We start from the raw sequence: 19,210 nt of genomic DNA, 5'->3' as shown, positions 1-19,210 counted from the left end.
TATGACAGGGAATAATGCATAAATTCAGCTCTTTTTGTATATCCTGAAAATACTTAATTCTAAAATACTTAAGAATTTTGGAAGGTGGGATATCATGCAGCATAGTCAAAGCGAAATCAAGAAAATTCTCGATCAGGGAATGATAACAAGATCTTTAGTTGAAAGCGAAGTATCGATGAGGAAATGTGAAATGTTCAGTGAAATGGCTCACGACAGGGAAGTAAAAGCATTTTTTAAGGATCAGGCAAGCGCACTCGAGGGAGTAACCGGCTTCCTTAAAAGTAAACTTGCTCAAATCATGTAGGAAGGGGATTATTAAGTTTATGAGTAATTTTTCGGATCTAGATATGATGTATGACTACGAAAAAGATGTCTCGGCAGCGGCTTCCGGGTATATGACATTTGCCACCAAAGCCTCGAATGATGAAATCCGGCACCGCTATCTTCAGCTGGCGAATGAAGCAAGCAAAGTCTATGAACGTCTGGGAAAACTTATTGAAAAATCCGGAGGATCGATCTAAGATTATTTGTTAGCAAGTGGAGATCCATGCGTAAAAAAGACGGGTAAGGTTATATAGCGGTATATCCTTCCCGTCTTTTATTTGCCTTGTTTTAAGAATCGATCTACTACGCAAGCTGCTTAAACAGATTCGCGGTTTCAATCGCGGTTACGGCAGCATCAAAACCTTTATTGCCGGATTTCGTGCCTGCCCGTTCAATGGCCTGCTCAATCGTGTCGGTGGTCAGAACGCCGAAGATCACAGGAACGCCTGTTTCCAGACCGACATTAGCGACACCTTTGCTGACTTCGCTGCTGACATAGTCAAAATGCGGCGTAGCCCCCCTGATCACTGCACCAAGGCAGATGACCGCATCAAACCGTTTTTGTTCAGCAATTTTTTTGGCGGCCAGCGGAATTTCAAAAGCACCGGGGACCCAGACGAGCTCGATATTGTCTTCATCAGCGCCATGTCTTTTCAGCGCATCCAAAGCGCCGCCAATAAGTTTATTCGTAATAAACTCATTAAATCTTCCGGCAACAATCGCAAATTTGAGGTTTTCGGCCAACAGTTTTCCTTCAATGGTTTTCAAATGATATCCTTCCTTTCTTTTACAGCCTGTTTGGTCTTATTTCTTTTATGCTATTTGGTCTCTTTCGTTCTCTATTTTCTTTAATGTCTTTGTCATTCGTCAATTAAGGATTGCCGATTATCACTGGTCAGCGAATATTGGTCAGAAAATGGCCCATTTTTTCTTTTTTGGTTGTCAGGTAGTATTCATTTTCCGGTTTCGCGGGCATTTCGATCGGGACGCGTTCGGTGACTTGAATGCCGTAGCCTTCCAGACCTACGATTTTCTTAGGATTATTCGTCATCAGACGGACTTTGGTGATACCGAGATCAGCTAATATTTGGGCGCCGACGCCATAATCACGCAGATCAGGAGGGAAACCCAGCGCCAGATTTGCTTCGACAGTGTCTTTGCCTTCTTCCTGAAGTTTATACGCTTTCAATTTATTCAGAAGTCCGATTCCGCGGCCTTCCTGGCGCATATAGAGAAGTAGGCCGCGCCCTTCGCGTTCGATTTGCTGAATGGCTGCCGTTAACTGGTCCCGGCAGTCGCATCTTCGCGAGTAGAAAACGTCTCCGGTCAGACATTCGGAGTGGACTCTGACCAAAACGGGTTCCCCGTCGTCGACATTGCCTTTGACCAGGGCCAGATGTTCCTTGCCGTCAATTTTGCTTTTAAAACCGACTGCTTTAAACGTCCCAAATTCTGTTGGAAAATCAATACTTTCGGCTCTTTCAATAAGTCTTTCGTTCAGGCGGCGGTAACTGATCAAGTCTTTGATCGTTACCATTTTCAGATTATGTTTCTCCTTGAATTTCAGCAGGTCGTTCACCCTGGCCATGGTCCCGTCTTCATTCATGATTTCACAAAGGACACCAGCCGGTTCAAGACCGGCCAGCCGGGCCAGATCGACCGATCCTTCGGTGTGGCCGGCTCTGACCAGGACACCGCCTTCCCGGGCCTGCAGCGGAAAAATATGACCCGGTCTGCGCAAATCCTGCGGTTTGCTGTCTTTGTTAATCAGAACCTGAATCGTATCGGCTCTTTCAAACGCTGAAATCCCGGTGGTACTGGTTGCGGCATCGACGCTTATCGTAAAAGCTGTGCCGTGGGGATCTGTGTTGTTCTGGACCATCAGATCCAAATTCAGCTCTTTAAGCCGTGCAGCAGTCAGGGAAGTACAGATCAATCCCCGGCCGTAGGTGGCCATAAAATTGATCCCTTCGGGAGTCACCTTGGAAGCAGCCATGATAATATCGCCTTCATTTTCCCTGTCTTCATCATCGACGACGATAATCATTTTGCCCTGACGAATATCTTCGATGGCTTCCGGAATGCTTGCAAAAATATTTTCTTGTTGTGTCATCTGTTTAAGCTCCTTTCGTTAGATAAAACGTTTGCTAAACGTTAGATAAAACCATTTTCAGTTAAGAATTCAACGGATATATCTTTTTTGGTTTGGGGTGGGCTGTGGTCCTTTTGCAGGAATCTGGCCACATATTTTCCGATGATATCGGTTTCCAGATTCACCGTAGAACCAATGCGTTTAAAGCCGAGTGTCGTATGCTGAAAGGTGTGGGGGATCAGGGAGACCGTAAAAAAGTCATCCCCGACATCAATGACCGTTAACGAGATTCCATCGATGGCCACTGACCCTTTCGGCAGCAGGGAGGAGGTTATCTTCGGGGACGTTTGAATTCGATAGGTTTGAGCAATGCCGACTGGAGTCATTGCAGTAATTTTTCCGATGCCATCGACATGGCCGCTCACCAGATGGCCGCCCAAACGGCTTTGCAGCTGCAGTGCTCTTTCCAGGTTGACTTTGGTATGCTGCTTTAATTCTTGAAGGTTTGTTCGCTGGAGCGTTTCGTACATAACATCGACAGAAAAACTTCCGGAACCGATGGCGGTCGCTGTAAGACAGACCCCGTTGACGGCAATGCTGTCTCCGATTTGGGATCCCTTCAGTACGAAAGAAGCTTCAATCGTTAATCTGGCGGAGTCTTTCAGCAGATCTAGACTCTTTATTATGCCCAGTTCTTCAATGATTCCTGTAAACATCATTTGTCACTTCCCATTTTGTTGGTATGGTTATAGTCAACTGTCCCGGTAAAACTATAATTTCCTCCCAGTTCGCAGACCACCAGTTGACTGACAGTTACTGCCTCGGACATGCTGGCGAGGTGCAGGCCTGAGAGCGGGGAGAAGCCGGATCCGGCCAGTTTCGGGGCCAACATAAACATGATTTGATCAATCAGCCTGGATTCCAGCATTTTACCGGCGAGCGTGCCGCCGCCTTCCAATAAGATGCTGTTTAAGCCTCTGGCCGCGATATCTCTCAGCAGGTCCGGCAAGGGAACCTGCCTGGACGTATCATACTGCCAGATCTCAACCTTGTCGGCAGCAAATGTTTCACGCATCCGCAGCAGTTTATTCTCGTCAGCAGCCTTTGTTGTCGCGATGATGCAGCGGCTGGCGGATTCGTTCCGGAGGATCTGAGCGTTTAAAGGAACAGACAGGGAACCATCGACGATCAGCCGGACCGGGTCCCGGCCATTCTCAATATTGCGGCAGGTTAAGAGCGGGTTATCCTGAAGGACTGTTTGACTGCCGACCATAATGACGTCAAAAGTATTTCTTAACCCATGAACGAAATGTCTGGCCTCTTCCGAAGTGATCCATTTGGAGTCTCCTGATTCTACGGCAGTCCGGCCATCGAGCGTCATTGCAGCTTTATACAGTACAAAGGGCATTTTTGTGATAATCGCTTTCAGAAAAGGCTCATTAATTTTTCGAGCTTTTTCAGCCAGCAGACCGGTTTCGACAAGAATACCGGCATCCTGCAGCTTTTTCACACCCTGACCGCTGACCAGCGGATTCGGGTCCGTCATCGCGACAATCACTTTCTTTACGCCTGCTGCAATCAGCGCATCGGTGCAGGGAGGTGTACGGCCGTAATGGGAGCAGGGTTCCAGTGTGACATAGACATCGGCACCTTCTGCGCTTGATCCTGCAGCATTTAAGGCATGGACTTCCGCATGCGGCGTACCGGCTTTCCTATGGCAGCCTTCCCCGACAATCTGCCCATCCCGGACAATGACACAGCCCACAAGCGGATTTGGACTGGTTCTGCCTGCTGCCAGTAAGGCAAGATTCAGCGCGCGTTCCATGTAGTTTTTATCTTCTGCGGTAAAACGATCAGGCAATGGATGTACCCTCCAGTCATTAGCGTGTCAACGACAAATGAAAATATAAATCATTGATAAATCATAGAAAAAATAATAAAAATGCCCGGAAATACTCCGGGCGTCATCATTCAGATCAACAGTCATTCAAAACAAGCAGGTGAGAGGCTACGCGACAAACACGACAAGCACGTGCACGATCACACCATGTTTTGCTCTTTCCATCCAGACTTTAACTGTCGGCTTCGTAATTTCAACGAATCTGCCATAAGGCTCGCGGGCTGTACCGCCGGTAAGGAATTACACCTATCCCCAGAGTAAAGAACGTATTCAGTTTTACTGCATAGATCGGTCAAGCTGCAATTATCATACTGCAATCCTGTCAAGAATGCAACCATTTTGCACAGAGATCAAGAGAGTCTAAAGGCGGACGACCTCGGCATAATCTTTTTTTAATAAACCTAAGATGATTGCGTCATAATATTGCCCTTCCACATAATAGGCTTCACGCAGCCTGCCTTCGGCAATGAAGCCGAGCCTTTCATAGCAGGAGAGAGCTCTGGTGTTATTGACCCAGGTTTCGGCGGTCAGTCTCCGGAAATTCCACTGGCCAAACAGGTAGCGGATAAAAGCAGTCAGCGCATCGGTCCCATAACCCTTTCCCCAGTAATCTTGGAGACCAATTCCGATATAGATGCGGGCCGATCTGGCCGGAATATTGACCTGATCGAAACCAATTGTACCGATAAGGCTGCCTTGTAAATCCGTAATCGCATAGCGGTTGGTATCCTCTTCAAAAAGTTTGCTCTCCAGATCTTCCCGGCGCAGCAAGGTTGCAAGCGGCCAATTGCCGCTGATCCAGTAAGAGAAGTCGTGATCATTATACCATTCATACAAGGTGTCCAGATCATCAATTTCGAGCGGACGGATTCGGGTTAATTTGCCGTTTAACATGGCAGTCACCTTCCAAACAAAAATGCGTTTAAGTAATCATAGTTTAGCATGTAGAGAAATAAGATCAAGTAGAAGGAGAAGCAATTGCAAAATTAGGTAAAATATAGCAAAAATGCTTGAATTTTGTTGCTTCTTTCGTTAAGATGAAATTATTCATCTGGAGTCATCATTAATAATTTTGAAAGGGGACTAGAAAATGCTTGAAAACAAAGAATTAAGAGCCATGGCCCGCATCCAGTTAAAAGGGCACTGGCTGAGACCAATCCTGGCCTGTCTGATTTATGCCGTAATCGTGTTCATCCTGTCTTGGATCCCGTGTGTTGGTCCGATTATTACGATTTTAATTGCGGGCCCGCTCATGATTGGTCTGGTGACCTTTACCTTAAAGTTCTGCCGTGCGGAAGACCCGAATGTTGAAGTGGTCCTTTCTGGATTTAAAAATGCCATTAATTGCGCCGGGCTATATCTCTGGTATATGCTGTGGACACTTTTATGGTCACTGCTACTGATTATTCCGGGGATCGTTAAAGCATACGGCTATATGATGAGCTTTTATATTTATGCTGATAATCCTGATATGGGTATCAGAAAGGCCTTTGATCTCAGTAAAAAAATCAGCTATGGCTATCGCGGCAAGCTATTCCTGCTTACGCTCAGCTTCATTGGCTGGGCGATCCTGGCCACGATCCCGTTCTGTCTTGGCTATATCTGGCTGATGCCTTACATGCAAATTACGTTTACAAATTTCTATCAGGAACTGAAAAAAGAAAGCATCAAAAATGGTGTCTGTACTGCGGAAGAGTTTTGAGTCATATTTTGAGTTATATAATAATTTACTCCGGGCAAAAACCCGGAGTAAATTATTTTTTATTGGCTTGATGACTAGATTCTACTGTTAATATATTCAAAAGTTTTCTTAACCATACTGCCCCCAACAGAGCCATTCTGTCTTGCGGAGGTGTCTGGGCCTAGGTTAACATTAAGCTCGCTGGCAACACTTTGTTTGTTAACCGGCAGTTTATACTTAGCCATTCAATATCCCTCCTTTTTATTTATTATTTATTTATCTGTAGTATCTGCATATAGGAATAAAATACACAGGTAGTTTATTTTAGTTCAGTAAGTTTTTAACATTTAACCTAAATATGACAATTCATAAAGAGGTTCAAAAGTGGGTCAAATATATAAATATAAAAAATAAGCTCCGGGTAAAAACCCGGAGTTTCTTTTGAGTTTCAATGGTCGGGGCGACAGGATTCGAACCTGCGGCCTCTTGGTCCCGAACCAAGCACGCTACCAAACTGCGCCACGCCCCGATGTCTCTTTTAAAGAACAAATAAAATCATAACAAAAGGCTGAATTCATGTCAAGGATAAAATGCTTTGAATATTTGTTATTGAGCGATAGCTAACCTTTGTTTGACAATAACTTTTCTTAAAAGAGGGGACACTTTCGAGGAAAATAAAAGATTGATCAGGTTTTGTGCTGATAATTCCAAATAATAATCTGGCTCGTAAAGCGGGATTATTTTTACTTTGTTGAAAAGTTGAATCTATTTTGATATATTTTCTTTATAAACATAGGGGGAATTGCATGAAACGTTGCCTCATCTGCCTAGAAGAATTGGATCTGTTTCGGGGTCTGGAAAAAGAACAGATTACAAACTTGTGTCAATGTACAAATAAAAAACGGCTGTCCAAAGGACACTATCTTTTTTATCAAGGGGATATTACAAGTACTATATTTCTTGTGAAATCAGGAAAACTTAAACTTGTGCAAAGTGCTGAAGATGGACATGAAACAATTCTGGATATCTGTGGTCCCGGTGAGGTACTAGGTGAGTTGTCGCTATATCAAGAACAAAAGGAATGTTCTAGCGCGTTAGCCATGGAAGAGGCTTGCATCTGTTGCTTTAGTAAAATGCAATTTGAAATGTTAATTAAGAAAGATCCTTCTTTTGCCTTAAGGATAATTGATTACCTTGGGCAAAAGCGTTATGCCAATATGAATTCAGATAAGGAAACTAGACGAACTGTAAAAGAAAGATTATTAGGTCTATTTTATAACCTTGCCAACCAATATGGGAAAAAGCTGCCAAACGCGACAATGATCGATTTAATAATTACGCAGCAGGAATTAGCTGATATGATTGGTTCTTCACGGGTAATGGTCATTCAGGCCCTTAATGAGTTAAAAGAAGCCAAAATAGTCGACCGCACTAACAGATATTACATATTAAAAGATGACCCTTGTCTTAGTACGCACATATTTAAATAATAGGGTCAAGCAGCTACTTCTCTGATTTTTAGGTATGGAAATTCAACTTTTCAAATTTTTTTATTAATTGTTAAATACTTAACAGTATTAGAAACATAAATCACCTTATAATAAATCATAATTATATTTTAGGAGGGATTTTCTTTGATAGCTTTAGGTCCTATAGAAATAATGAATCATACTCCCTGGCATTTTCTGGCTGCATGTGTGCTCCTGGTCTTATTTTTTATCGCTACTTTTAGTGATGACCAAAACCTAAAAACAAAACTCCGTAAAATCATGTATGTTGTCTTTGGCTTCGCAGTATTAACAGGATGCTATGTTTGGACACTTGTTGATTTTAGCCTTCCATTGTTAATCAAGAGCATTGGAGGTTTCGCACTCTTTTGGGTGATGATCCAACTCACAAAGAACCGATTCAATAAACTTTATTGGGGGTTATTTATTTTAATTGCCGCTGTAGGTTTGACATTGGCTTTCGTCTACATTTAATTGAATTAATTAACCTGTTATAAGACTAATTATCCGAAACAATATCAGGCCGCTTCTAACGGAGTAAAGGGTTGAACAAAGGGAAATACAAACGCTGTCAAGTAGTAAAATATACTATAGAAATTGATTAAAATGGGGGGCTGTAACGAAACTTAGCCCCAAGCGAAAGACGTCAATTATGGCGTCTATTCTTTTTGGGGTGTTGCAGGGTTGCATAGATTTTCCGCTCCCCCGTTCCCGCAAGCTAAAACCAGAAATCCGCGCTAACCTGCCAAAACCCCGCTGCTTACAGCAAGTTAACCGTTGGCAGGTCTTAACGCTCGAATTTCTGGTTTCTTAACGCTTACTCCCACTAACGTTCGCTTGTAAATCTATGCAACCCTGCAATATTTGAAGAAATAATAAGATATATGGAGATATTTTGGTATGAATGTGGCATAATGTTCATAGATATAAAGATTGCCATATTGGGAGGTATTTGAGTGTCTAAGAAAGGACAGAAAGTACATACCAAGAAAGTATTCAAACCTTATGTGCAGGAACAACAAACCCTGCCTTTAAGCATCGACAGCCTGATCCCACAAAATCATGTCGTCCGCGTTGTGAATCGCGCCATCGATCGCATGAATCTTGAACCCTTGTTTGCCAAATATCCTGGAGGCGGCCGTTCCAGCTTTCACCCTGTCATGATGACCAAATTATTGGTTTATGCGTATACAGACAGGGTTTTTTCATGCCGCAGGATAGCGAAAGCAGCCCGTGAAAATATTATGTATATGTGGCTCTGTGGCGGCAATAAGCCGGATTTTATGGCGATCAACCGCTTTCGGTCTCAGCGGATGAAAGAGGTTATCCTGGATGTATTTGCGGAAGGATTTAGAAGAACTGGGCAATGGCAAACCAATCGACACAGAGGCGATTGAGGAAGCCGTCAGAAAGATCGACGAGAGACTGGCCAAAAAATCGGAAGAAGAGAAAACAGACGCTGAAACCAAAAAGTTAAAGAAAACAAGAAATACCCTTACGAAAGATTATCTGCCCCGCATGCAAAAATATGAGCAGCAAGAGCATATCTTGGAGGAAAGAAACAGTTATTCCAAGACAGATCATGATGCCACCTTTATGCGGATGAAAGAAGACCATATGAAAAATGGCCAGTTAAAGCCGGGTTACAATGTTCAGATCGGGACAGAAAACCAGTTTGTGGTCGGTTACAGTATTCATCAGAGGCCAGGCGATACCAGCTGTATGAAAGACCACCTGGAAGAATTAAAATCGATTCTCCATGGCAAATTACCAGAAAACATTATTGCCGATGCCGGGTATGGCAGCGAAGAAAACTATGACTATCTGCAGGAGAAAAAGTTAAAGCATTACGTCAAATACAATACCTTCCACAAAGAAGCCAGTAAGAAATGGAAAGACGACATAATGAAGCCGCAGAACTTCACCTACGATCATGAAAACGATGAATATATCTGCGGTTATGGGAGAACACTTAATTTCTTATATGAGCGGCACCAAAAAAGTGATAACGGCTACAGGAGTTTAATCCGAATCTATGAATGCCTGAATTGTTCCGGTTGTCCTCATAAGAACCAGTGCGTGAAGTCGTCGGATCCACACGCCAACAGAAGAATATATGTCAATCGGAGACTGAATGCTTATAGAGAACAGGCTCGCAGGAATTTATGTTCAGAAGAAGGTTTGCGCATGAGGAGCTTGAGGCCGGTCGAGGTTGAAAGCGTCTTTGGAGACATTAAAGGGAATCACGGTATGCGAAGATTCCTGTTAAAAGGGCTAGAAAAGGTTAAAATCGAGTGGGGATTACACTGCATCGCTCATAATATGAGGAAGATGGCGCTGAGTACAGAGTAGAAACTTACTTTTTAAAAAATTTCTCCATAAAAGTGAGAGGGGACGTAACTGAAACATAAAGTTTCGTTACATCCCCTTTTATTTATAAAGTATGTGATCATCGTTTAATCTCGACCTTTGCTACTCGCTACAAGTTTCCAGTTCACCAGTGCTTTAGGTTTACTTAGGTTTTCTGCGATTTGCCGAATATTTATATACCATAGACATTGACAAGTATCAATGTCTTGACTAATATATAAACATATTGATGTTTATCAATATATAAACCTACAACAGGGGCGGTTGAATTGGAACAAAATTATCAAGCTTATGCCTTAGCGATGAGAGCATTATCTGATGAAACAAGATTGAAAATATTTGACATGTTGGGCAATGGGGAACTATGTGCTTGTAAGATACTCGAAGCGTTCAACATAACCCAATCCACGCTTTCTTATCACATGAAGATCTTATGTGAAAGCGGTCTGGTGAATGGCAGGCGGGATGGCATCTGGATGCGGTATTCTATCAATGAAAGTAAACTTGAAGTCATTGCCGGCTTTTTAATAAGGTTACAAAAATCAATGTAACAAAAAGTAAAAAAAATAACTATTGAATTAAACAAATAAACAGCAAGAAGGTGACTTAGATGGTATTTGAATGGCTAAACAACCAATTGCTCAGGATGGAATGGCTTTCAAATTTGGTAAAGCGCTTGGTTGAGAATGTATTAGGGTTTAGTATCCAGGATCGCTGGGGAGGCGGTCTCCATTTTTTTATCTATGACGTTCTTAAAATATTTATTTTGCTAGCCGTCCTGATTTTTGTCATTTCTTATGTCCAAAGCTTTTTCCCGCCGGAGAGAACAAAAAAAATACTCGGCAGGTTTAACGGTATTTCAGGAAATATTATTGGCGCTTTACTCGGTACGGTAACGCCTTTTTGCTCCTGTTCTTCTATTCCGCTTTTTATTGGCTTTATTAGTGCGGGGCTTCCCGTCGGTGTTACTTTCTCGTTTTTAATATCATCCCCCCTGGTGGATTTGGCTTCGGTGCTTTTGCTGGCAAGTATCTTTAATTGGACCATTGCCATTGCCTACGTTGTCGTCGGCTTGATTCTGGCAGTGATCGGCGGAACCGTGATTAGCAAAGCAAAGCTGGAAAAGTATGTAGAACCGTTTGTATTCAGCAATAAAATGCCGGAAATAGAACCGGAGCAGTTAACAGCCCGGGAAAGGCTGGACTTTGCTAAAGATCAGGTTCGTGATATTGTGAGAAGAGTGTGGGTCTATATTCTAATAGGTGTCGGTATAGGTGCCGTGATTCACAATTTTATTCCTGAAAACGTGATTTCCTTGCTTCTGGGTCAGGATAAATGGTATTCGGTATTGCTGGCTACATTGGCAGGGGTTCCAATGTATGCGGATATTTTTGGGACGCTGCCGATTGCGGAAGCGTTAGTGGCCAAGGGAGTTGGTCTGGGAACTGCTTTATCCTTCATGATGGCTGTAACTGCACTTTCTCTCCCGTCGTTGATCATGCTCAAGAAAGTTGTAAAAATGAAACTGCTTATCATATTTGCAGGGATTGTAACCATTGGTATTCTTATCATCGGTTATACATTTAATGCCTTCGGATATTTGCTCATATAAGAGGTTATAATCTTTAAATTTTCAAGTAAAAGGAGACATTGAATATGATTATCAAAATTTTAGGATCTGGCTGCAAAAATTGCGTTACCCTTGCTGAAAATACCAAAGTTGCTTTGGAAGAGACGGGCGTTGCTGCCGAAGTAATCAAAGTTACCGATATTCAAGACATCATAGCCTATGGTGTGATGTCCACGCCAGCCTTGGTTATTGACGAAAAGGTGGTATCCTTTGGAAAAGTTCTAAAACCTAAGGAAATTGTAAAGCTTTTAGAAACTGCGAGGTAGAAAAAATGATGCTGTTGATTTCAATATAATAGTTTCTGTGATTGAAAGCGAGTACGATTCAAGAAGTACTCGCTTGTTATTAGCGGAATACCGTGGATAGTTTTATTTTTGTCCGCCTTAAGTAGGAAATATTAAGAAAATGTCGAATGAGATATTAATTGACTCATTAAATGATTATTGAGGAGTCACGCTATGGATAAATTAACTGTTGTCTTTGAATCAACGCTCAACGCAATCGAGAACGGTAAAGAAGAAATATTTAACATCTATGAGATGACCCGCAACGAAATACAGCGGTTAAAAAAAGAACTGGAATTTATGCGCAGGGAAATCGAAGACACCATCAAAATGGTGGATACCCAGTTTATGAAAGAAAAACGCTTCCGTCGGAAGCTGATGGAAGTCAACAAGAACTTCGATAAGTTCAATGAGAAGCAGATGCTCGAAGCGTATTCAGAAACAAAGGATGCACAGGTAGAACTGCAACTGCTCCAGGCGAAAGAGCTTCAGCTGCGTTCCCGCAGGGATGAAATCGAAAGAACGTTAAAAAATTTGGATATCACAGTGATTAAGGCTGAGGACCTGATGAGCCAGGTCAGTCTTGCCCTGCGGCTTTTAAAAGAAGGAATCAGTGAGATTAGTCAGTTCTATAGCAGTGACCAGAGAAAAGAAACCGCTTTTCAGATCATCAAGGCCCAGGAAGAAGAACGCCTGAGGGTCGCCCGTGAAGTCCACGACGGTCCCGCCCAGAGTCTGGCCAACATTGTTCTGCGTCTGGAAATAGCCGAGAAGCTTCTGGAACTTGATCACCGCCAGGTGAAAAAAGAATTGAAAGAACTGAATATGCTGGTCAGGGATAATCTGAAGGATATCCGCAGAATCATTTTCGGACTCAGGCCAATTCCTTTAAATGGGGCGGGAATTGTTGATACCATCAATCATTATATGAAAAATTTTGAAAAAACGTATGGGCTGACCTGTGAACTTATCGTGGAAGGACAAGAAAGGGAGCTTGATTCTTCCGTAGAAGTGGCCCTTTTCCGACTGGTTCAAGAAGGGATGACCAATGTGGCCAAACATGCAGAATCCCCGAAGTGCAGGGTTCATTTGAATTTTCAGGATGACAGAATTGTCGGTCAGATTATCGATGATGGTAAAGGATTTGATATAAGCAATGGCTTGGATAATTCCGGTGCCCATTTCGGCTTGATTGGAATTAATGAGCGAATTCAGGCTTACTCCGGACAATTATCAATTCAATCAGAACTGGGCAAGGGCACTGTTGTTACGTTTAACATTCCATATTCTGAATAAAGGAGGAAAGGATCAAGATGATAAGGGTTGTAATTGCCGATGATCACCCGCTTCTCAGGGAAGGATTACGAAGAATTCTGGAATTTGAAGAAGGCATTCAGGTTGTATCCGAAGTTGGAGATGGTCAAGGGGCAATTAATATGGCGAGGAAGACGCCGTTTGATGTTCTGCTGATGGATTTGAATATGCCTGGGGTAAATGGTCTTGAAGCCTGTAAAGTCATCAGAAGGGAATTCCCGAACATTGGGATTTTAATTCTCACTGTTGATGACTCGGATGAAAAGGTGTTCCAGGTATTACAGCTTGGGGTGGCTGGATACCTGCTGAAAGACGTTATACCGAAAGCCCTGGTTGATTCCATCCGCAAAGTATATGCTGGAGAACCCATTCTGTCCCCGTCGGTAACAGGCAAACTGCTTGGCCAGCTTTCCAATCCGAACAGTCCAAAAGATCATTTCGGATTAAGCAACAGGGAAATGGAGATACTTACCTATGTGGTCAAAGGCTCGTCAAACAAAGATATTGGCTTAACTCTGTTTATAAGTGAAAAAACAGTAAAAAATCATCTTTCCAGTATTTTTAGAAAACTAGAGGTTGAAGACCGCACCCAGGCTGCTTTGAAAGCAGTGAAGACGAAACTTATTACTCTGGAATAAATTTTTTTGTGGCTTCAGAAGGCTGCAGAAGGGAATACGAATGAAGCTTTGTTTTTATGGTGCCAGTCAGACTGTGACGGGGTCCTGTTATTTGCTGGAAACAACAGATACCAGAATCCTGATTGACTGTGGAATGTTTCAGGGTTCCAAGATCATGAAAGAACTGAATTACGGCGCGTTTCCTTTTGATCCCAACCTTCTTGACGCTGTGATTTTAACGCACGCCCATATTGACCATTCCGGGCTTATTCCGAAGCTCATCAAAAAAGGTTTCAGCGGGCCGATCTATGCGACGACGGAAACCATAGAACTATGTTCTGTGATGCTGCCGGACAGCGGGCACATCCAGGAAATGGAGGTCACCAGAAAAAACCGCAAGCACAGCAGGACGGATGCTCCATTAATCGAACCGATTTACACGGTTGAAGATGCGGTGAATGCTCAAAAGCACTTTGTCGGGGCGGCCTATAATCAAAAGACCGCGATCTCGCAATCGCTGTCCTTTCAGTTTGCCGATGCCGGGCATATCTTGGGCTCGGCCCATGTCATTGTCAGCGTCAAAGAAAACAACACGACGAAAACCATTGCATTTTCCGGGGATATCGGGACTTCCGGTCAGCCTTATGTCGAAGATCCTGAAGGGATTAAAGAAGCGTGTATGCTTAAGGATCCTGATGGTATACGAGATGCCTGTATGATTGTGATGGAAACAACCTACGGCAACCGGATTCATCCGGATAAAACCAATCGAATGGAAAACCTGGCCAGGGTCATTAATAATGCCCACCAAAAAGGCGGCAATATTATCATTCCGGCTTTTGCCATAAATCGGACACAGGATCTTTTGTACTACCTGCGCAAACTTCAAGATGACAAAAAAATTCCGGTAATGCCGATTTACATCGATAGTCCGCTGGCTGTTGCAGCGACGAGAATATTTGGGCGGAATACCCGGAATTTTGATCAGGAAACCAAGCAGCTGCTGGAGGCGGGACAAAGCCCGTTTGCCATGCCGAATCTTCATTTGAGTGAAACCGCGGAGGATTCGATCCGGCTGAATGCGATACAGGGCGGCGCGATTATTATTTCGGCTAGCGGGATGGCTGATGCCGGAAGAATCAAGCATCATTTAAAACATAATCTGTGGCGGTACGATGCCACGGTCATCTTTGTCGGTTATCAGGCTCAAGGGACACTTGGCCGGTTTTTAACTGACGGTGCCAAAGAAGTGACCATCCATGGGGAGAAAGTGGCGGTCAACGCCGAAATCGTTGCGTTCCAAGGTTTTTCAGCGCATGCGGACCAGAATGAATTGCTGGCCTGGCTTAAAGCCGCCGGCGGCAACGCAGAGCATCTCATCCTGGTCCATGGCGAAGATGATGCGATTCAGGCGTTTTCATCTCTGGTCCAGCAAAAATTCGGGATTGCATCAATCATTCCGGAACTGGGTGAATGCCTGGAGATAGCGGACGGTGAAATCAAGCGTCTGAAGCCTTCCAAGCCCTGGCTAAAGGAAATTGAAGATAGGATGGGTTATCCTGCGCCTCAGGAATGGCAGTCACATCTGTCCAAATCTGTTAAGCAAAGATCTTCAGAAGAAGGATCAGCGGGAAGAGCCTTCAAACGCCGGAGAAAAGTTCTGCTTTCCGAAGCAAACAGAGCCTATACAAAACTACGCAAAGACCTGAAACTATTCATTGATAGGAGCAATGAGCGCAAAGACTATGAAAACCTGATTGATACCTTTGAGAGCATTTCTGATCTTTTAAAAACAAGAATGAAACGGTAAAACGAATCAGATCCAGGCATACTCCGAGGTCTGACGCTTAATCCCTGACAGAAAACGCATGATCTCTTCGCGCCGTTTGACAGCAATTCTCCTGCCGGTCTTGGAGTACACTTTTTTGGGCAGTGCTTCAGCAAAGGTCTGCGCCCGCATTAAAGCCTCATCGGGACTCGGGATCAGCTCGTCCTGTCCGACAAGGCTCAGTAGTTTCATTAATCCGATGTTTCCGAGATTATCGAGGATATTGGCGTCCCTTAAATAAATAGCCTCGTCACTGTTCCCCGGCTCGGAATAATACATGTGGCATTCAATGGCGTCCAGAATTTTTGCCAGTTTTTCCTGCTCAAAGTGATAGCTCTTCAACAGGTTCATCGCGACGCCTTTTGATCTGAGGGTATGATCGACGTTGGGAAGCGCGTACATCGGGTACTTTCCCGTATCGTGAAGCATTGCAGAAATATAAAGTACTTCATCATTCAGGTTGAGATGCTGAGATAATTCTTTGGATAAATGATAGACCCGCTGACAGTGTTTCCAGCCAAGAGCCGGATGGGCACCGGATTGGTTGATAATTTGAAATAGTTCTTTGGAGATATCCATATCTTGCACCACCTTTCTGTTAAGTATTACGGCAAAAAAACGCAAAAGTCCTTCCAATACATGGAAAAAATGTCGTCAAAAAAATTGTTTTTCTTCCTAAAATCTTTAGGATTTCAGGACAGTAATAGTGTAATATATAGAATAGTAGCAATAATGCCAATAATTTTTTTCTAACATCAATGAATGGTATGAGGTGGTAGCATTGTCAAAAAACAAGGTATACGGGGGCTTTTGTCAAGCTCTTTTATTTTCCGGTTCTGTTTCAATTCCTGATTTTATTCTTAATCATTATACGGAACTTGGAATCGGTCACAAGGAAATGATGCTGATAATTCATATGATGACTGAGTCAAGTACGAACAGTGATCGTATTGAGGAACAGATCACCAAGAAAATGGGACTCTCGCTTGAAGAATACAATATCATGATCCAGAATCTTCAGACCAGGGGACTGCTTTCTGTCAATAGCCGCAAAGCGAAAAAAGGCACGAACCGTGAATATGATTTCAGCGGGCTGATCGATCAGTTATTGGAATTATGGGGAATCAATGAGTTTAAGCAGATGTCCTCAGGCAGTGAACGTAATGGCAAAACGAACACAGAGAATATGCCGGACCTTTCTCAGGCTAAGCTGACTTCGCTGTTTGAACAGGAATTAGGGAGGCCGTTAACCGGTCTGGAGTGTGAACATATTGAAAAATGGCTGATGGCCTCGTATTCCGAAGAACTGATAATTGAGGCTTTACGAAGAGGCGTTGGCGCCGGGATCCGGAGTTTCCGCTATCTCGATTCTATTTTAAGAGAGTGGGAGAAGAAGGGGATCAAAACGCGTCTGGAAGTCGAGGCTGAGGATCAGAATTTCCAGTCCAGACAAAACAGGAAAAATGTCAAGCCGTTGAAAGGCTTACCAAAAACGAAAAGCAAATATGATAATATTTATCTTTAGTACTGTGTTCTTAAATTACATGCACAAATTATTGAATTAACCTTTTGTATATTGTCCATTATGTTAGGGTTAGTCTGTAGGCCACAGACTAACATAATTTCTTAAGGCTTGTCTGCGCGCCACAATTCCGCTTTCGGCCGTTGCGTCCTCCGTGACGCGTCGCTCCTTGCCATCCATGGCATTGCGACATTAGGCCATCCGTGGCCGTCAAAAGGCCGCGCTACGCACTCCATGCTCCGCTTGACGCTGGAACTGTGGCACGCAGACTAATAACAAGCATGTTAGGGCTTGGCTGTGATCCCCAGACTGATTATTGGCTTAGACAAGCAGGTCTGATCGTCGGAATGTATCTCATTATTTGTGGGGTTATTTTAAGAACATTTTCTCGCATGTTAAAATGGTATTTGAAACATAAGTAGATAGAGATCATTGAAAGGTAACGAGATTGTTGTCAGAGGAGGGATTTGATCTGGAAAGAACGGATCGTATCATGGAGAGAGTGCTGCCGAATCAGGGAAACGCGAACATTGAAGATCGGACTGGAATCCAGACTACAACGGATCTAAATCCAGTCAATCAGCAGAAAACGGAGTCAAAGGTTCAGTTAAATATTCAGCCTGAAATGAATACCGAGTCTGGTGCCGTATGCCCGCTCTGCGGAGACAGGGGGATCATCCTGAACGGGGATACTGCGGTACCCTGTTCGTGTATGGAGAAAAAGAGGATTGTAAACAGCTTTAAATATGCACGTCTGTCCAGGGAGCTGATGAACTGCCGTTTTGAAAAATTCAGCCTAGAATACTATCGGAACACCCAGCAGGATCAGGAAGATTACCTGAATGCCCAAAAAGCACTGAGGGCCGCCAGGGAGTTTGTAAAAAATGTCCGGACAAATCCCCATGAAGTCGGGCTGCTCTTCACGGGTTCCGTCGGAAGTGGCAAAACGTTTTTGGCAGCTTCCATCGCGAATGAGATTCTGGAAAATAATCACAAGCTGCTCTTTTTGATTGTCCCGGACCTTTTGGATGAACTGCGCGCTACATTCAGCAATAAAAGTGAAAATACGGAATACGACTTGCTGGATATTGCCAGAACCGTACCAATTTTGATTCTCGATGACCTGGGTGCGCATAATTATACCGAATGGTCCCGCAACCGGATCTACTCTATCTTGAATTACCGTATGAACGAGCAGCTGCCGACTGTCATTACGACCAATCTTGATTTTGATGAGATCGATCATTATTTGGGAGAACGGACCTGCTCCCGGCTTCTTCAGATGTGCAGGATTTTCCGCTTGTCTGCACCGCAGGACATCCGGATGCAGAATTATTTAAAACGGGAAGGATTAAAAAAGGATAAAAAATAAGAGTACAATCAGAAAAACGCTAAGATATTTTCCTAAGCTGTCTGCTTAAGGCGAATTTCCTCAAACCATAAGGATTTTTCGGGTATAAACCTATGCATGTCCATGAAAAGCATGCATAGGTTTTCTATTAGAAATGGTTTTATGGAGGTGCAGACACTTGGCTAAATTCTTCATTATTAAAAGAAGGTATTTGTTTGTCGGAGGACTGGTCATATTGGTTGCTCTTATTGGCCTTATGGGCAGCTTGATCGGAAATACGGAGATCGTTTCCACTCCGGAACAAACAGAACCTGAGATTAAAATTGTAAGTATTGATTTTGATCCTCAAATTGTCATCCGGGACATCACTTATGGGGAGGAAATGTTTAAGGGAGTTCAGATCCTACCGGCAAGTCATTTTAAAGTCTCTGCGATCATTCAAAACATGACCGAGAACACGATGACCAATGTGCCGGTTGTCCTGACCATTCAGTCCCTGGAAGATAAAAACAAACAGATCAGCAAGGAAGGGATTATACCGACACTGGAACCCGGAGCAACAGCTAAAATTGCCTTTGAAAATATTGAAGCATTAGGTGATGCAACCGGTAAGAGTGCGACGGCAGGCCAGCATGAGATGGTACTGGCGATCAAAGCCAATCTTGAAGGCGGTGCGTCTCAAAATACGGAAGCCAGGGTGGTTTTCAATGTCGATTCGTCAATAAAGTCCTGACTTTATCGAACCATGTAACCGTAGTAAAACAAAGTGTAAGGAAAAATCATTGCTTA

21 protein-coding genes, 1 tRNA gene, 1 pseudogene and 1 riboswitch are annotated in these 19,210 nt (G+C 43.4%); of the genes and pseudogenes, 15 read left to right on the top strand and 8 right to left on the bottom strand.

Going from position 1 to position 19,210, the window contains the following annotated elements; genetic code table 11:
- The first annotated feature begins 94 nt into the window (after positions 1–94).
- Together OKX56_RS01735 and OKX56_RS01730 are read left to right on the top strand one after the other, a co-directional pair.
- Positions 95–304 carry a hypothetical protein gene (locus OKX56_RS01735; RefSeq protein ID WP_015042625.1) on the top strand — a complete coding sequence of 70 codons (210 nt, stop codon included), beginning with the start codon at positions 95–97 and terminating at the stop codon, positions 302–304.
- Positions 305–323: 19 nt separating this feature from the next.
- The gene (locus tag OKX56_RS01730) at positions 324–521 is read left to right on the top strand and encodes a spore coat protein (protein WP_015042626.1); all 198 of its coding nucleotides are present in this window, start codon (positions 324–326) and stop codon (positions 519–521) included.
- 106 nt (positions 522–627) lie between these two features.
- Here OKX56_RS01730 and ribH read toward each other — a convergent pair whose 3' ends face one another.
- The 5 genes from ribH to OKX56_RS01705 form a co-directional block, all read right to left on the bottom strand.
- Complete coding sequence (gene ribH / locus OKX56_RS01725) at positions 628–1,092, bottom strand: 6,7-dimethyl-8-ribityllumazine synthase (RefSeq protein ID WP_015042627.1); 465 nt, start codon at positions 1,090–1,092, stop codon at positions 628–630.
- A gap of 127 nt (positions 1,093–1,219) precedes the next feature.
- Complete coding sequence (locus OKX56_RS01720) at positions 1,220–2,437, bottom strand: bifunctional 3,4-dihydroxy-2-butanone-4-phosphate synthase/GTP cyclohydrolase II (RefSeq protein ID WP_015042628.1); 1,218 nt, start codon at positions 2,435–2,437, stop codon at positions 1,220–1,222.
- 41 nt (positions 2,438–2,478) lie between these two features.
- Positions 2,479–3,132 (bottom strand): riboflavin synthase, encoded by a 654-nt coding sequence (gene ribE / locus OKX56_RS01715; protein ID WP_025205606.1) that lies wholly within the window; start codon positions 3,130–3,132, stop codon positions 2,479–2,481.
- Positions 3,132–4,277, bottom strand: coding sequence for a bifunctional diaminohydroxyphosphoribosylaminopyrimidine deaminase/5-amino-6-(5-phosphoribosylamino)uracil reductase RibD (gene ribD, locus OKX56_RS01710; RefSeq protein ID WP_015042630.1), 1,146 nt, complete (start codon positions 4,275–4,277; stop codon positions 3,132–3,134). The genes ribE and ribD overlap by 1 nt, the downstream gene beginning before the upstream one ends.
- A 188-nt stretch (positions 4,278–4,465) precedes the next feature.
- A riboswitch (FMN riboswitch) is annotated at positions 4,466–4,580 on the bottom strand.
- 96 nt (positions 4,581–4,676) lie between these two features.
- On the bottom strand, positions 4,677–5,210 hold the full coding sequence (locus tag OKX56_RS01705; RefSeq protein WP_015042631.1) for a GNAT family N-acetyltransferase: 534 nt from the start codon (positions 5,208–5,210) through the stop codon (positions 4,677–4,679).
- Between the two features lie 196 nt (positions 5,211–5,406).
- Between OKX56_RS01705 and OKX56_RS01700 the strand changes: the two genes are divergently transcribed.
- A complete protein-coding gene (locus OKX56_RS01700; protein ID WP_015042632.1) occupies positions 5,407–6,018 on the top strand; it encodes a DUF975 family protein in 612 nt (203 codons plus the stop codon).
- A 74-nt stretch (positions 6,019–6,092) separates the two neighbouring features.
- Here the strand turns inward: OKX56_RS01700 and OKX56_RS01695 are convergent, their stop codons facing one another.
- Positions 6,093–6,242, bottom strand: a complete 150-nt coding sequence (locus tag OKX56_RS01695; protein ID WP_019226900.1) for a small, acid-soluble spore protein, alpha/beta type — start codon at positions 6,240–6,242, stop codon at positions 6,093–6,095.
- A 207-nt stretch (positions 6,243–6,449) separates the two neighbouring features.
- Positions 6,450–6,526 (bottom strand) — tRNA-Pro (locus OKX56_RS01690).
- A gap of 277 nt (positions 6,527–6,803) precedes the next feature.
- Between OKX56_RS01690 and OKX56_RS01685 the strand changes: the two genes are divergently transcribed.
- From OKX56_RS01685 to OKX56_RS01640, 9 genes and pseudogenes are all read left to right on the top strand, one after another.
- Positions 6,804–7,487 (top strand): Crp/Fnr family transcriptional regulator, encoded by a 684-nt coding sequence (locus OKX56_RS01685; RefSeq protein ID WP_015262316.1) that lies wholly within the window; start codon positions 6,804–6,806, stop codon positions 7,485–7,487.
- Between the two features lie 144 nt (positions 7,488–7,631).
- Complete coding sequence (locus tag OKX56_RS01680) at positions 7,632–7,979, top strand: hypothetical protein (protein ID WP_015262315.1); 348 nt, start codon at positions 7,632–7,634, stop codon at positions 7,977–7,979.
- A gap of 482 nt (positions 7,980–8,461) precedes the next feature.
- A pseudogene (locus OKX56_RS01670) lies at positions 8,462–9,857 on the top strand (transposase).
- Between the two features lie 287 nt (positions 9,858–10,144).
- Positions 10,145–10,426, top strand: a complete 282-nt coding sequence (locus OKX56_RS01665) for an ArsR/SmtB family transcription factor (protein ID WP_025205616.1) — start codon at positions 10,145–10,147, stop codon at positions 10,424–10,426.
- A 59-nt stretch (positions 10,427–10,485) separates the two neighbouring features.
- Entirely contained in the window at positions 10,486–11,487 is a 1,002-nt protein-coding gene (locus OKX56_RS01660) for a permease (RefSeq protein WP_015042638.1), read from the top strand.
- A 44-nt stretch (positions 11,488–11,531) separates the two neighbouring features.
- On the top strand, positions 11,532–11,771 hold the full coding sequence (locus tag OKX56_RS01655; RefSeq protein ID WP_287895404.1) for a thioredoxin family protein: 240 nt from the start codon (positions 11,532–11,534) through the stop codon (positions 11,769–11,771).
- A gap of 192 nt (positions 11,772–11,963) precedes the next feature.
- A complete protein-coding gene (locus OKX56_RS01650; RefSeq protein WP_287895402.1) occupies positions 11,964–13,085 on the top strand; it encodes a sensor histidine kinase in 1,122 nt (373 codons plus the stop codon).
- A 17-nt stretch (positions 13,086–13,102) separates the two neighbouring features.
- Positions 13,103–13,741: a response regulator gene (locus OKX56_RS01645; protein WP_015042641.1), complete on the top strand. Its 639-nt coding sequence runs from the start codon at positions 13,103–13,105 to the stop codon at positions 13,739–13,741.
- Positions 13,742–13,781: 40 nt separating this feature from the next.
- The gene (locus tag OKX56_RS01640) at positions 13,782–15,530 is read left to right on the top strand and encodes an MBL fold metallo-hydrolase RNA specificity domain-containing protein (RefSeq protein ID WP_019225337.1); all 1,749 of its coding nucleotides are present in this window, start codon (positions 13,782–13,784) and stop codon (positions 15,528–15,530) included.
- A gap of 6 nt (positions 15,531–15,536) precedes the next feature.
- Here OKX56_RS01640 and OKX56_RS01635 read toward each other — a convergent pair whose 3' ends face one another.
- Complete coding sequence (locus tag OKX56_RS01635; RefSeq protein ID WP_015042643.1) at positions 15,537–16,127, bottom strand: HD domain-containing protein; 591 nt, start codon at positions 16,125–16,127, stop codon at positions 15,537–15,539.
- Between the two features lie 202 nt (positions 16,128–16,329).
- On the opposite strand from OKX56_RS01635, the gene OKX56_RS01630 reads away from it, so the two are divergent.
- The 3 genes from OKX56_RS01630 to OKX56_RS01620 all read left to right on the top strand — a co-directional run bounded on the left by OKX56_RS01630 (position 16,330) and on the right by OKX56_RS01620 (position 19,154).
- Positions 16,330–17,073, top strand: a complete 744-nt coding sequence (locus OKX56_RS01630; protein ID WP_019225338.1) for a DnaD domain-containing protein — start codon at positions 16,330–16,332, stop codon at positions 17,071–17,073.
- 445 nt (positions 17,074–17,518) lie between these two features.
- Positions 17,519–18,442: an ATP-binding protein gene (locus OKX56_RS01625; RefSeq protein ID WP_336570953.1), complete on the top strand. Its 924-nt coding sequence runs from the start codon at positions 17,519–17,521 to the stop codon at positions 18,440–18,442.
- A 157-nt stretch (positions 18,443–18,599) separates the two neighbouring features.
- Positions 18,600–19,154 carry a hypothetical protein gene (locus OKX56_RS01620; RefSeq protein WP_019225339.1) on the top strand — a complete coding sequence of 185 codons (555 nt, stop codon included), beginning with the start codon at positions 18,600–18,602 and terminating at the stop codon, positions 19,152–19,154.
- The last annotated feature ends 56 nt before the right edge of the window (positions 19,155–19,210 follow it).

The organism is Dehalobacter sp., from assembly GCF_030063005.1.
GTDB lineage: Bacteria > Bacillota > Desulfitobacteriia > Desulfitobacteriales > Syntrophobotulaceae > Dehalobacter > Dehalobacter restrictus.
The sequence above is the reverse complement of the archived record's forward strand: the minus strand, read 5'-3'. Positions and strand labels throughout refer to the sequence as shown.

Bases quoted from the DNA above. Each gene is read 5' to 3' on its own strand.
- OKX56_RS01735 (WP_015042625.1), top strand. From the start codon at position 95: ATGCAGCATAGTCAAAGCGAAATCAAGAAAATTCTCGATCAGGGAATG.
- OKX56_RS01730 (WP_015042626.1), top strand. From the start codon at position 324: ATGAGTAATTTTTCGGATCTAGATATGATGTATGACTACGAAAAAGAT.
- OKX56_RS01720 (WP_015042628.1), bottom strand. From the start codon at position 2,437: ATGACACAACAAGAAAATATTTTTGCAAGCATTCCGGAAGCCATCGAA.
- ribE (WP_025205606.1), bottom strand. From the start codon at position 3,132: ATGTTTACAGGAATCATTGAAGAACTGGGCATAATAAAGAGTCTAGAT.
- OKX56_RS01705 (WP_015042631.1), bottom strand. From the start codon at position 5,210: ATGTTAAACGGCAAATTAACCCGAATCCGTCCGCTCGAAATTGATGAT.
- OKX56_RS01700 (WP_015042632.1), top strand. From the start codon at position 5,407: ATGCTTGAAAACAAAGAATTAAGAGCCATGGCCCGCATCCAGTTAAAA.
- OKX56_RS01695 (WP_019226900.1), bottom strand. From the start codon at position 6,242: ATGGCTAAGTATAAACTGCCGGTTAACAAACAAAGTGTTGCCAGCGAG.
- OKX56_RS01685 (WP_015262316.1), top strand. From the start codon at position 6,804: ATGAAACGTTGCCTCATCTGCCTAGAAGAATTGGATCTGTTTCGGGGT.
- OKX56_RS01660 (WP_015042638.1), top strand. From the start codon at position 10,486: ATGGTATTTGAATGGCTAAACAACCAATTGCTCAGGATGGAATGGCTT.
- OKX56_RS01655 (WP_287895404.1), top strand. From the start codon at position 11,532: ATGATTATCAAAATTTTAGGATCTGGCTGCAAAAATTGCGTTACCCTT.
- OKX56_RS01650 (WP_287895402.1), top strand. From the start codon at position 11,964: ATGGATAAATTAACTGTTGTCTTTGAATCAACGCTCAACGCAATCGAG.
- OKX56_RS01645 (WP_015042641.1), top strand. From the start codon at position 13,103: ATGATAAGGGTTGTAATTGCCGATGATCACCCGCTTCTCAGGGAAGGA.
- OKX56_RS01640 (WP_019225337.1), top strand. From the start codon at position 13,782: ATGAAGCTTTGTTTTTATGGTGCCAGTCAGACTGTGACGGGGTCCTGT.
- OKX56_RS01635 (WP_015042643.1), bottom strand. From the start codon at position 16,127: ATGGATATCTCCAAAGAACTATTTCAAATTATCAACCAATCCGGTGCC.